The following is an 11,976-nucleotide window of genomic DNA, read 5'->3' as shown; positions in this document are numbered from 1 at the left end:
GCCATACCAGTTCGTTATTAATTCAATATATTTAGGAGAACATTATGTTTGCAGATTGGAAAGAAGAAACATCACACGTTAAAAAATCATTTGGTGCGTTAGGTAAACAATATCCAAAAATGTTACAAGCTTACCAAGCATTAGGCGCAGCAGCGGCAGAAGGCAATGTGCTTGACGCTAAAACTCGTGAGCTTATCGCATTAGCAGTTGCTGTAACAACTCGTTGCGAAAGCTGCATTAGCGTACACGCAGAAGAAGCTGTAAAAGCTGGCGCAAGCGAAGCTGAAGTGGCTGCAGCATTAGCAATGTCTATCGCATTAAATGCAGGCGCGGCTTATACTTATTCTTTACGTGCATTGGAAGCATATAACGTACAGAAAGGTTAATTACCCGTCATTCCATAGAGTTAAGTTGATTAAAATGAGCGTTATCTTCTGGTAATGCTCATTTTTCTATTCCGGTGTAATCCAGTCGACCGTCCAGCTTCCTGTACCTTCTGGAACTAATGTTTTTGTGAGATAAGGTAAAATTTCTTTCATTTGGGTTTCTAATGTCCAAGGTGGATTAATTACTACCATACCGCCTGCCGTCATACCTCGTTGATCGCTATCAGGGCGAACGGCTAGCTCAATTTTTAGAATTTTTCTAATTCCTGTTGCTTCTAAGCCCTTAAAAATACGTTTAGTTTGTTGGCGTAATACAACGGGATACCAAATCGCATAAGTGCCAGTGGCAAAACGTTTATAGCCCTCTTCAATGGCTTTGACGATAAGATCATAATCTTCTTTTAATTCATAAGGCGGATCGATTAGCACCAAGCCACGGCGTTCTTTTGGAGGTAGCGTTGCTTTGACTTGTTGAAAGCCATCGTCACATTTTACGGTGACATTTTTGTAGTCACTAAAATTATTGCGAAGAATTGGATAATCGCTAGGATGAAGCTCTGTCAATAGTGCGCGATCTTGTGGGCGCAACAATTCCGCGGCAATTAACGGTGAGCCAGCGTAATAACGTAGTTCTTTGCCACCATAATTGAGTTTTTTGATCATTTTTACATAACGAGCAACATCTTCGGGTAAGTCTGTTTGATCCCACAAGCGTCCAATGCCTTCTTTATATTCCCCCGTTTTTTCTGATTCGTTTGAGGATAAACGATAACGACCTACACCTGAGTGCGTATCCAAATAAAAAAAGCCTTTTTCTTTGAGTTTAAGATTTTCCAAAATGAGCATTAAGACGATATGTTTCAAGACATCAGCATGATTGCCCGCATGGAATGAGTGACGATAACTCAGCATAATATATCCTTTGTTTAATAACGAAGGCGAGCCAATTGACTCGCCTGATTATGCACTAAAGTGCGGTCATTTTTAGAAGAGTTCTTCTGGCTGGCTAACTGGCACTGGCGCTTTTCCTCCAGTACCATTTAAGCGTTGTTGTAATTCTGGTGGAACATAGTAACCACGCTCTTGCATTTCGGAAACGTATGTACGGGTTGGTTCAGTTCCTACAATAAAGTATTCTTTTCGTCCACCGGATGGAGAGAGCAAACCAGTCATCGTATCAATACTTTTTTCCATAATTTTTGGTGGTAATGGTAATTTACGTTCAGGTTTGTCGCTCAATGCTGTTTTCATATAAGCGACCCAAGCTGGCATTGCAGTTTTCGCACCCGCTTCACCTTTACCTAATTCGCGTTTATTGTCATCAAACCCAACATAAGTTGTGGTGACTAAGTTTGCACCAAATCCCGCATACCAAGCCACTTTTGCACTATTGGTGGTACCTGTTTTACCGCCTATATCGTTACGTTTAATGGTTTGTGCGATACGCCAGCTGGTTCCTTTCCAGCTTAAACCTTGTTCGCCATAAATCGCAGTATTTAAGGCACTACGAATGAGAAAGGCAAGTTCGCCACTAATGACACGTGGCGCATATTCTGTTTTCGAGGAGGCATTTTTTGCTGCTGCCATTAAATCAATTGCATCTTCCTTAAGTGCGGTAACATTTGACTGTAATTCTGGCAATTCAGGCACAGTTTCAGGTTGTTGATCAACTTCTTCACCGTTTGTACTGTCATCTGATGGTTTTAAGGCATTCTCGCCTAAAGGAATATTCGCAAAGCCGTTGATTTTATCTTTCGTTTCACCATAAACCACAGGGAGATCATTACATTCAATACAAGCAATTTTAGGGTTTGCAACAAATAAGTCATTACCCGTGTTATCTTGAATTTTTTCAATGATATAAGGTTCAATGAGGAAACCGCCATTATCAAACACCGCATAAGCTCTAGCCATTTCTAATGGTGTGAAAGAGGCTGCGCCAAGTGCTAAGGCTTCACTTGCAAAATATTGATCACGTTTAAAGCCAAAACGCTGTAAAAATTCTGCTGTAAAATCAATACCTGCCGTTTGGATCGCACGAATAGCAATCATATTTTTGGATTGACCTAATCCTACGCGTAAACGCATTGGGCCATCGTAACGATCAGGTGAGTTTTTGGGTTGCCACAATTTTTGTCCAGGTTTTTGAATAGAAATTGGGCTGTCTTGTAATACGCTAGAAAGTGTTAAACCTTTTTCTAATGCCGCTGCGTAAATAAATGGTTTAATAGAAGAACCCACTTGAACTAAGGATTGTGTTGCACGGTTGAACTTACTTTGTTCATAGCTAAAGCCACCAACAATGGCTTCAATCGCGCCATTATCTGAGTTAAGAGATACTAACGCAGAGTTTGCTGCTGGAATTTGCCCTAATTGCCATTCACCATTAGTGCGTTGACGAATCCAAATTTGCTCACCTACTTTTACAGGATTACTTCTGCCAGTCCAACGCATTCCATTAGTGGATAGCGTCATTTTTTCACCTGATGCTAATAATAGATCCGCACCACCTTTTGCCATTCCAACCACGGCAGCTGGAATAAATGGGTTAGAATCTGGTAATTTACGTAAAAACGCTAGAATACGTTCATTATCCCAAGTAGCTTCATTTTTTTGCCATAAAGGCGCACCACCACGATACCCACGACGCATATCGTAATCAATTAAGTTGTTACGTACGGCTTTTTGTGCTTCAGCTTGGTCTTTTGAAAGTACAGTGGTAAATACTTTATAACCACTGGTGTAGGCATTTTCTTCACCAAAACGGCGAACCATTTCTTGGCGTACCATTTCAGTGACATAATCAGCACGAAATTCAAATTTTGCACCATGATAACTCGCGACGATTGGCTCTTTTAATGCAGCATCATATTCTTCTTTGCTGATGTATTTTTCATCCAACATTCGGCTTAACACCACATTGCGGCGTTCTTCTGAACGTTTTAAAGAATAAAGCGGGTTCATGGTTGAAGGCGCTTTTGGTAAGCCTGCGATAATAGCCATTTCCGATAACGTCAATTCATTTAATGATTTACCGAAATAGGTTTGTGCAGCAGCTGCAACACCATAAGAACGATAGCCTAAAAAGATTTTGTTTAAATAAAGTTCTAAGATTTCTTGTTTGGTGAGGGTATTTTCAATTTCTACGGCAAGCACGGCTTCACGAGCTTTACGAATAATGGTTTTTTCTGGGGTTAAGAAAAAGTTACGTGCTAATTGTTGGGTGATCGTACTTGCACCTTGTGATGCGCCACCATTATTCACTGCAACAAACAATGCTCGGGCAATGCCGATAGGGTCTAATCCGTGATGATCGTAAAAGCGGCTATCTTCCGTCGCTAAAAATGCATCAATTAAGCGTTGTGGCACATCTGCTAATTTCACTGGAATACGTCGTTGCTCACCCACTTCACCAATTAATTTACCGTCGGCCGTATAAATCTGCATTGGCTGTTGTAATTCAACGGTTTTTAATGCTTCTACTGAGGGCAATTCTGATTTTAGGTGGAAATACAGCATTCCGCCTGCGACTAAACCTAAAATACATAAAGTTAATAGGGTACTAAATATTAATTTTGCGATCCGCATCGTAAAATTCTCGCTTCGTTAATGAATATTCTTGTCAAGAGACCTATGATTTGGTTGCTAAGTATAAAAGATTCAGACTTTAAAGAATAGGAAAGAATATGCAATTCTCCTCGAAAAATCACCGCACTTTACAAATTGGTATTCACCGTAAACAAGGTAATTTTGATTTTGTATGGTTTGATGAACTTGAACAGCCACAATGTTATCAAGCCTCTATCAATGATAGTGATTTAAAAAATCGTTTTTTGCGACATTTAAAAACACAATTTCAAGGGAAAACTTTTCCTTTGCAGTTTGTGGCAAGTATTTCTGCTCACTTGACTTGGTCGAAAGTATTAATGTTACCGCAACTATTAAATTCACAAGAATGTCATCAACAATGTAAATTTGTGATTGAGAAAGAGTTGCCTATTCCTTTAGAGGAATTGTGGTTTGATTATATTTCTACTCCGTTAAAGCAAGGTTTTCGTTTAGAGATTACGGCAATTCGAGAAGCAAGTGCGCAAACTTATTTGCAAGATTTTCAGCCATTTAAAATTAATGTATTAGATATTGTTCCTCATAGCATCTTGCGTGCATTTCAATATTTGTTGAATGAACAAGTGCGGTCAGAAAATACCTTATTTTTATTTCAAGAAGATGACTATTGTTTGGCGATTTGTGAAAGAGCGCAGCAATCGCAAATTTTACAATCTCATGAAAATCTCACTGTACTTTATGAGCAATTTACGGAACGTTTTGAGGGAAAACTTGAACAAGTTTTTGTGTATCAAATTCCTTCAAGTCATACACCATTACCAGAACACTGGCATAGAGTAGAAACAGATTTACCCTTTATCGCGCTCGGCAATGCGCTGTGGCAAAAAGATTTACATCAACAAAAAGTGAGTAGCTAAATGTCGATGAATTTATTGCCTTGGCGTATTTATCAATATCAAAAGCGTTTACGTCGTTTAGCTTTTTATGTTGCCTTATTTATCTTACTTGCTATTAATTTAATGTTGGCTTTTAGCAATTTGATTGAACAACAGAAACAAAATTTGCAGACACAGCAAAAGTATTTTGAGCAACTTAATCAGCAACTTCACAAAACTACCACTCAAATTGATCTGTTACGTAGTGCGGTGAAAGTTGGTGAAGTTTTGCACTCTCTCACAAATGGGCAAGTTCAAAATAGTTTGCAACGATTAAGTGAATTGCCTCTTCAGAAAGGCGAATTAAACCGATTTAAACAAGATGGCCATAACTTAATTTTGGAAGGTCGAGCGCAAGATCAAATGGAATTTGAGTCGGTACATCAATTTTTAAAGCAACATTTCCCCAATGTGAAATTAAGTCAAGTTCAGCCTGAACAACATACATTGTTTTTTCGCTTTGATATGGAACAAGGAGAGGAAAAGTGAAAGCCTTTTTTAACGATCCTTTTACACCTTTTGGAAAATGGCTAAGTCAGCCTTTTTGTGTGCACGGTTTAACTTTTTTATTGTTATTAAGTGCGGTGATTTTTCGCCCCGTTTTAGATTATATTGAGGGGATCTCGCGTTTCCATGAAATCGAAAGTGAATTAGCAGGGAAAAGATCAGAATTGTTGCATCAACAGAAAATCTTAACCTCTTTACAGCAGCAATCGGAAAGCCGAAAACTTTCTTCAGAACAGGCTGCACAAATTATGCCGTTGAATAAACAAATTCAACGTTTAGCTGCGCGTAACGGTTTATCTCAGAATTTACGTTGGGAAATGGGGCAACAGCCCATTTTGCATTTACAGCTTACAGGGCATTTTGAAAAAACGAAGACATTTTTAACCGCACTTTTAGCTAATACGTCACAGCTTTCTGTAAGTCGGCTGCAATTTATGAAACCCGAAGACAGCCCATTGCAAACCGAGATTATTTTTCAGCTAGATAAGGAGACAAAATGAAACATTGGTTTTTCCTGATTATATTATTTTTTATGAATTGTAGTTGGGGACAAGATCCTTTCGATAAAACACAGCGTAACAGTTCTCAGTTTGATAACGCACAAACAGTAATGGAACAGACAGAAATAATTTCCTCAGATGTACCTAATAATCTATGTGGAGCGGATGAAAATCGCCAAGCAGTTGAAATTCCTTTGAACGCTTTAAAATTGGTAGGCGTAGTGATTTCTAAAGATAAAGCCTTTGCGTTATTGCAGGATCAGGATTTGCAAATTTACAGTGTTTTAGAGGGCGTTGATGTGGCTAAAGAGGGCTATCTAGTGGAAAAAATTCATCAAAATAAAGTGCAATTTATGCGTAAGCTCGGTGAGCAATGTGATAGCACTGAACAGAAAGAATTAAGTTTTTAAAGGAAGATTATGAAGAAATATCTTTTAAAGTGCGGTTGTTTTTTAATGTATTTTTGGTTGCCATTAATCGTTTTTGCTAACCCCAAAACTGATAACGAACGTTTTTTTATTCGTTTGTCGCAAGCGCCTTTAGCTCAAACTCTGGAGCAATTAGCTTTCCAACATGACGTCAATTTAGTGATGGATGAGACGCTAGAAGGCAATATTTCTTTGAAATTAGATAATATTGACATGCCACGTTTGCTACAAATAATCGCTAAAAGTAAGAAGCTTACTTTGAATAAAGATGAGGGTATTTATTATCTGAATGGAGGGCTATCAGGCAAAGGTCAAGTTGCAGGAAATCTTGCTACAAATGAACTGCACTTAGTGAGCCATACGGTAAAACTCCATTTTGCTAAAGCCTCTGAATTAATGAAATCCTTAACAACAGGAAGTGGATCGTTGCTTTCGCCTGCAGGGAGCATTACCTTTGATGATCGTAGTAATTTACTGGTTATTCAGGATGAACCTCGTTCTGTGCAAAATATTAAAAAATTAATTTCTGAAATGGATAAACCTATTGAGCAGATCGCTATTGAAGCTCGTATTGTGACAATTACGGATGAGAGTTTGAAAGAACTTGGCGTTCGGTGGGGGATTTTTAATCCAACGGAAAATGCTGCGCGTGTAGCCGGCAGCTTAGCCGGTAATGGCTTTGAAAATATTGCGGATAATCTTAATGTAAATTTTGCGACAACGACGACACCTGCTGGCTCGATAGCATTACAAGTCGCGAAAATTAATGGGCGATTGCTTGATTTAGAATTGAGTGCGTTGGAGCGTGAAAATAATGTAGAAATTATCGCTAGTCCTCGCTTACTAACCACGAATAAGAAAAGTGCGAGTATTAAACAGGGAACAGAAATTCCTTATGTTGTGAGCAATACTCGTAACGATACGCAATCTGTGGAATTTCGTGAGGCAGTGCTAGGTTTGGAAGTGACACCACATATTTCTAAAGATAACAATATTTTGCTTGATTTATTGGTGAGCCAAAATTCCCCAGGTTCTCGTGTCGCTTATGGACAAAACGAGGTGGTTTCTATTGATAAGCAAGAAATTAATACTCAAGTTTTTGCCAAAGATGGGGAAACCATTGTGCTTGGCGGCGTGTTCCACGATACGATCACAAAAAGCGAAGATAAAGTGCCAGTACTTGGCGATATACCAGGGATTAAACGATTGTTTAGTAAAGAAAGTGAACGACATCAAAAACGTGAGCTAGTGATTTTCGTGACGCCGCATATTTTAAAAGCAGGAGAAACGTTAGATGCTTTGAAGCAAAAAAGTGCGGGTAAAAAATAACTTTTTTAGATGATGAATTTTTTTAATTTTCGCTGTATCCACTGTCGTGGCTATCTTCATATTGCAAAAAATGGGCTATGTTCAGGTTGCCAAAAACAAATTAAATCTTTTCCTTATTGCGGTCATTGTGGTTCGGAATTGCAATATTATGCGCTACATTGTGGTAATTGTCTTAAACAAGAACCTAGTTGGGATAAGATAGTCATTATTGGACATTATGTTGAACCACTTTCTGTATTGATTCACCGTTTTAAATTTCAAAATCAATTTTGGATTGACCGCACTTTGGCTCGGCTTTTATATCTTGCGGTGCGTGATGCTAAACGAACACATCAACTTAAATTGCCAGAAGCGATCATTCCAGTGCCTTTATATCATTTTCGTCAGTGGCGACGGGGTTATAATCAGGCGGATTTATTATCTCAGCAATTAAGTCGTTGGCTGGATATTCCTAATTTGAACAATATCGTAAAGCGTGTGAGACACACCCATACTCAACGTGGTTTGAGTGCAAAAGATCGTCGTCAGAATTTAAAAAATGCCTTTTCTCTTGCTGTTTCGAAAAATGAATTTCCTTATCGTCGTGTTGCGTTGGTGGATGATGTAATTACTACTGGTTCTACACTCAATGAAATCTCAAAATTGTTGCGAAAATTGGGCGTGGAGGAGATCCAAGTGTGGGGGCTGGCGCGTGCTTAATATAAAGCACTGGAAAAAAAAGCGCGATGGGCGTATTATTCCTGATACTTTCTCTCAAGTATTTAGGACATTATTATGGAACAAGCAACCCAGCAAATCGCTATTTCTGATGCCGCACAAGCGCATTTTAGAAAACTTTTAGACACGCAAGAAGAAGGAACGAATATTCGTATTTTCGTCGTTAATCCTGGTACCCCTAACGCGGAATGTGGCGTATCTTATTGCCCACCGAATGCCGTGGAAGAAAGTGATTTTGAAATGAAATACGACACTTTTTCTGCATTTATTGATGAAGTGAGCTTGCCTTTCTTAGAAGAAGCAGAAATTGATTATGTTACTGAAGAGCTTGGTGCACAACTTACCTTAAAAGCACCGAATGCCAAAATGCGTAAGGTGGCGGATGATGCGCCATTAATTGAACGCGTAGAATACGTGATTCAAACTCAAATTAATCCACAGCTTGCAAGTCATGGTGGACGCATAACCTTAATTGAAATTACTGAAGATGGTTACGCAATTTTACAATTTGGTGGTGGCTGTAATGGTTGCTCAATGGTGGATGTTACCTTAAAAGATGGCGTAGAAAAACAACTTATTAGCTTATTCCCGAATGAATTAAAAGGTGCAAAAGACGTAACCGAACATCAGCGTGGAGAGCACTCTTATTATTAGTGAGTGGTAAAAATAAGATTTATAATAACCGCACTTTTGAAAGTGCGGTTATTTTTATGGAGTAAAAAATGAAAACACTTAATCCGGATGATTTTGGTTATTGGTTGTTTACTCAGGGGGCGAATCTTTATTTGCTGAATAATGAGTTGCCTTGTGGTACGGCTAAAACCCTTGGAATGGAAGGATTGCAGGCAATGCAAATCGGGGAATGGAAAAATCATCCGTTACGGCTTGTGGCTGAGCAAGAAAGTGATGAACGAGAATATGTAAGTTTGCGTGGATTACTTTCTCTGCCAGAGGATGAATTCCATGTATTAAGCCGAGGTGTGGAAATTAATCATTTTCTGAAAACCCATAAATTCTGTGGAAAGTGCGGTCATAAAACACAACAAACTCAAGATGAACTTGCCCTGCAATGCACTCACTGCGGGTATCGAACTTATCCTGTGATTTGCCCATCCATTATCGTTGCGGTTCGACGTGGCAAAGAAATATTGCTTGCTAATCACAAGCGTCATTATCACCCGAACGGGGGAATATATACCACCCTTGCCGGTTTTGTAGAGGTCGGTGAAACATTTGAACAAGCAGTGCGGAGAGAGGTTTTTGAAGAAACAGGGATTTCGATAAAAAACATTCGTTATTTTGGTAGCCAGCCTTGGGCATTTCCGAATTCTCAAATGGTCGGTTTTCTTGCTGATTATGAGAGTGGTGAAATTACTTTGCAGGAAAGTGAAATTCATGATGCACAGTGGTTTTCTTATGATCAACCCTTGCCAGAATTACCGCCAACAGGTACTATCGCACATAAACTTATACATACAACGCTTGAGCTTTGCCGAGCAGAGGATAATCAGAAGGAAATCTAAATGTCAGTATTAAAAAATGATCGTTATTTAAAAGCTTTATTACGTGAATCAGTGGATTACACCCCTGTTTGGATGATGCGTCAAGCTGGACGTTATTTGCCTGAATATAAAGTGACGCGTGCCCAAGCAGGAGATTTTATGTCACTTTGTCGCAATGCTGACTTAGCTTGTGAGGTGACGCTCCAACCGCTTCGTCGTTATGATTTAGATGCTGCGATTTTATTTTCTGATATTTTGACTATTCCAGATGCTATGGGGCTAGGTTTAAGTTTTGGTGCGGGGGAAGGTCCTAAATTTGCCCGACCAATTGAGTGTAAAAGCGCGGTAGAAAATTTACCTATTCCAGATCCTGAGGAAGAACTTCAATATGTTATGAATGCTGTACGCACAATTCGTGGTGAGCTAAAAGGAGAGGTCCCTCTTATTGGTTTCTCTGGTAGTCCTTGGACATTAGCTACTTATATGGTAGAAGGTGGCTCAAGTAAGACTTTCGGAAAAATCAAAAAAATGATGTATTCTGATTCGAAAACACTTCATTTATTACTCGATAAATTAGCTGATTCCATCACGCTTTATTTGAATGCTCAAATTAAGGCTGGCGCTCAAGCTGTGATGATCTTTGATACTTGGGGCGGAGTGTTGGGACATAGAGAATATTTAGATTTCTCTCTTCAGTATATGCATAAAATTGTAGATGGATTGATTCGTGAGAATGATGGTCGTCGAGTACCTGTCACATTGTTCACCAAAGGTGGTGGTTTATGGTTAGAAGCCATAGCTAATACCGGATGTGATGCGATTGGATTAGATTGGACAGTGAATCTTGCTGATGCTAAAGCACGTGTAGGGCATAAAGTTGCATTGCAGGGTAATATGGATCCAAGCGTGTTGTATGCATCATCAGAGCGTATCGAACAAGAAGTTCAGTCAATCTTAGCTGATTTTGGTACTGGAAGTGGTCATGTATTTAATCTTGGGCATGGAATTCATCAAGATGTACCAGAAAATGCGCCTAAAGTTTTTGTAGATGCCGTGCACCATTATTCTAGAATCTATCATAAATAAGAGAATATCATGCGAAATCCAATTCATAAACGTTTGGAGAATTTAGAAAGTTGGCAACATCTTACTTTTATGGCTGCATTATGTGAACGTATGGCACCTAATTTCAATTTATTCTGTCAGATGAATAATCTTGAAATGGAAGTAAAGGTTTATCAAAACATACTTAATCTAGTATGGGAATATTTAATCGTAAAAGATGCGAAAATCAATTTTGAGAGTCAGCTTGAAAAATTAGAAGAAATTATTCCTGATGTAAATGATTATAATAGTTTTGGGGTTATTCCAGCATTAGATGCGTGTCAATCTCTTTCAGAGATATTACACGGCATCATAGCGGGCGAAACCTTAGAAAGAGCGGTTGAAATTAGTCAAATTTCTTTAGGTACAATCACGAGTTTGCTAGAAACTGAAACAGGACGAGATTGGACTGAACATGAATTGAAAGAAAGTGAAGATATCCAAGGTGAATTAGATATACAATGGCAAGTTTATCGTTTGCTTAAAGAGTGTGAAAAGCGAGATATTGCTTTAATTTTAGGCTTAAAGAATGAAATTAGAGCTGAAGGTATGTCTAATATTGGTATAGAATTCCATCAATAATGTGATATTTGTCACAAAAAATGAAAATCTTTCTTTTATTTCTTTGAAAGTTAGATTATCCTTTGCAAAGCTATTGCGGTAAAAGCCCGCTGGCGTATTTAAATAGTAGAATTTTTCTTTTAACAGAAGGTACAAATTTATGAACAAAACAGATCTAATTGATGCGATTGCAAGCGCAGCAGAATTAAATAAAAAACAAGCTAAGGCTGCATTAGAAGCTACTTTAGATGCAATCACAGCAAGTCTTAAAAAGGAAGAGCCTGTACAATTAATCGGTTTCGGTACATTCAAAGTAAATAAACGCGCAGCGCGTACTGGTCGTAACCCACAAACTGGTGCTGAAATTAAAATCGCCGCATCTAAAGTACCAGCATTCGTATCTGGTAAAGCATTAAAAGACGCAATTAAATAATTAATAT

General features: G+C 38.6%; 14 protein-coding genes. 12 read left to right on the top strand and 2 right to left on the bottom strand.

The genetic code is table 11. The annotated features are described in order from the left end of the window. Positions 1-44 precede the first annotated feature (44 nt). The gene (locus C3V42_RS02830; protein ID WP_005627672.1) at positions 45-386 is read left to right on the top strand and encodes a carboxymuconolactone decarboxylase family protein; all 342 of its coding nucleotides are present in this window, start codon (positions 45-47) and stop codon (positions 384-386) included. 66 nt (positions 387-452) lie between these two features. On the opposite strand, the gene C3V42_RS02825 is transcribed toward C3V42_RS02830, so the two are convergent. Together C3V42_RS02825 and C3V42_RS02820 are read right to left on the bottom strand one after the other, a co-directional pair. Further along, entirely contained in the window at positions 453-1,298 is an 846-nt protein-coding gene (locus tag C3V42_RS02825; protein ID WP_106013565.1) for a 23S rRNA (adenine(2030)-N(6))-methyltransferase RlmJ, read from the bottom strand. 72 nt (positions 1,299-1,370) lie between these two features. Continuing rightward, positions 1,371-3,974 (bottom strand): penicillin-binding protein 1A, encoded by a 2,604-nt coding sequence (locus tag C3V42_RS02820; protein WP_106013564.1) that lies wholly within the window; start codon positions 3,972-3,974, stop codon positions 1,371-1,373. Between the two features lie 98 nt (positions 3,975-4,072). On the opposite strand from C3V42_RS02820, the gene C3V42_RS02815 reads away from it, so the two are divergent. From C3V42_RS02815 to C3V42_RS02765, 11 genes are all read left to right on the top strand, one after another. Next, positions 4,073-4,870 (top strand): competence protein ComA, encoded by a 798-nt coding sequence (locus C3V42_RS02815; RefSeq protein WP_106013563.1) that lies wholly within the window; start codon positions 4,073-4,075, stop codon positions 4,868-4,870. Further along, positions 4,871-5,377 carry a competence protein B gene (locus tag C3V42_RS02810; RefSeq protein WP_065265618.1) on the top strand — a complete coding sequence of 169 codons (507 nt, stop codon included), beginning with the start codon at positions 4,871-4,873 and terminating at the stop codon, positions 5,375-5,377. Beyond that, positions 5,374-5,895 carry a competence protein ComC gene (gene comC / locus C3V42_RS02805; RefSeq protein WP_065265619.1) on the top strand — a complete coding sequence of 174 codons (522 nt, stop codon included), beginning with the start codon at positions 5,374-5,376 and terminating at the stop codon, positions 5,893-5,895. Before C3V42_RS02810 ends, comC begins: the two co-directional genes overlap by 4 nt. Next, positions 5,892-6,305 carry a pilus assembly protein PilP gene (locus C3V42_RS02800; protein WP_048952933.1) on the top strand — a complete coding sequence of 138 codons (414 nt, stop codon included), beginning with the start codon at positions 5,892-5,894 and terminating at the stop codon, positions 6,303-6,305. The genes comC and C3V42_RS02800 overlap by 4 nt, the downstream gene beginning before the upstream one ends. Positions 6,306-6,314: 9 nt before the next feature. Beyond that, positions 6,315-7,652, top strand: a complete 1,338-nt coding sequence (locus C3V42_RS02795; RefSeq protein ID WP_065265620.1) for a type IV pilus secretin PilQ family protein — start codon at positions 6,315-6,317, stop codon at positions 7,650-7,652. A 12-nt stretch (positions 7,653-7,664) separates the two neighbouring features. Then, entirely contained in the window at positions 7,665-8,351 is a 687-nt protein-coding gene (locus tag C3V42_RS02790) for a ComF family protein (RefSeq protein WP_164994244.1), read from the top strand. Positions 8,352-8,426: 75 nt separating this feature from the next. Continuing rightward, entirely contained in the window at positions 8,427-9,023 is a 597-nt protein-coding gene (gene nfuA / locus C3V42_RS02785) for a Fe-S biogenesis protein NfuA (RefSeq protein WP_005634545.1), read from the top strand. Between the two features lie 68 nt (positions 9,024-9,091). Further along, entirely contained in the window at positions 9,092-9,892 is an 801-nt protein-coding gene (gene nudC / locus C3V42_RS02780) for an NAD(+) diphosphatase (protein ID WP_106013561.1), read from the top strand. Further along, a complete protein-coding gene (gene hemE / locus C3V42_RS02775; RefSeq protein WP_106013560.1) occupies positions 9,893-10,957 on the top strand; it encodes a uroporphyrinogen decarboxylase in 1,065 nt (354 codons plus the stop codon). Between the two features lie 9 nt (positions 10,958-10,966). Continuing rightward, the gene (locus C3V42_RS02770) at positions 10,967-11,557 is read left to right on the top strand and encodes a DUF416 family protein (protein WP_106013559.1); all 591 of its coding nucleotides are present in this window, start codon (positions 10,967-10,969) and stop codon (positions 11,555-11,557) included. A 139-nt stretch (positions 11,558-11,696) separates the two neighbouring features. Beyond that, positions 11,697-11,969 (top strand): HU family DNA-binding protein, encoded by a 273-nt coding sequence (locus C3V42_RS02765; RefSeq protein WP_048952927.1) that lies wholly within the window; start codon positions 11,697-11,699, stop codon positions 11,967-11,969. Positions 11,970-11,976 lie beyond the last annotated feature (7 nt).

The organism is Haemophilus sp. oral taxon 036 (assembly GCF_002998595.1).
Taxonomy (GTDB): domain Bacteria; phylum Pseudomonadota; class Gammaproteobacteria; order Enterobacterales; family Pasteurellaceae; genus Haemophilus; species Haemophilus haemolyticus_K.
This window is presented reverse-complemented; position numbering and strand designations above follow the sequence as displayed.

Excerpts from the sequence above, each read along its gene's own strand:
- C3V42_RS02825 (WP_106013565.1), bottom strand. The coding sequence starts at position 1,298 with ATGCTGAGTTATCGTCACTCATTCCATGCGGGCAATCATGCTGATGTC.
- C3V42_RS02820 (WP_106013564.1), bottom strand. The coding sequence starts at position 3,974 with ATGCGGATCGCAAAATTAATATTTAGTACCCTATTAACTTTATGTATT.
- C3V42_RS02795 (WP_065265620.1), top strand. The coding sequence starts at position 6,315 with ATGAAGAAATATCTTTTAAAGTGCGGTTGTTTTTTAATGTATTTTTGG.
- C3V42_RS02765 (WP_048952927.1), top strand. The coding sequence starts at position 11,697 with ATGAACAAAACAGATCTAATTGATGCGATTGCAAGCGCAGCAGAATTA.
- C3V42_RS02800 (WP_048952933.1), top strand. The coding sequence starts at position 5,892 with ATGAAACATTGGTTTTTCCTGATTATATTATTTTTTATGAATTGTAGT.
- C3V42_RS02830 (WP_005627672.1), top strand. The coding sequence starts at position 45 with ATGTTTGCAGATTGGAAAGAAGAAACATCACACGTTAAAAAATCATTT.
- C3V42_RS02770 (WP_106013559.1), top strand. The coding sequence starts at position 10,967 with ATGCGAAATCCAATTCATAAACGTTTGGAGAATTTAGAAAGTTGGCAA.
- nfuA (WP_005634545.1), top strand. The coding sequence starts at position 8,427 with ATGGAACAAGCAACCCAGCAAATCGCTATTTCTGATGCCGCACAAGCG.
- C3V42_RS02810 (WP_065265618.1), top strand. The coding sequence starts at position 4,871 with ATGTCGATGAATTTATTGCCTTGGCGTATTTATCAATATCAAAAGCGT.
- C3V42_RS02790 (WP_164994244.1), top strand. The coding sequence starts at position 7,665 with ATGAATTTTTTTAATTTTCGCTGTATCCACTGTCGTGGCTATCTTCAT.
- C3V42_RS02815 (WP_106013563.1), top strand. The coding sequence starts at position 4,073 with ATGCAATTCTCCTCGAAAAATCACCGCACTTTACAAATTGGTATTCAC.
- nudC (WP_106013561.1), top strand. The coding sequence starts at position 9,092 with ATGAAAACACTTAATCCGGATGATTTTGGTTATTGGTTGTTTACTCAG.
- hemE (WP_106013560.1), top strand. The coding sequence starts at position 9,893 with ATGTCAGTATTAAAAAATGATCGTTATTTAAAAGCTTTATTACGTGAA.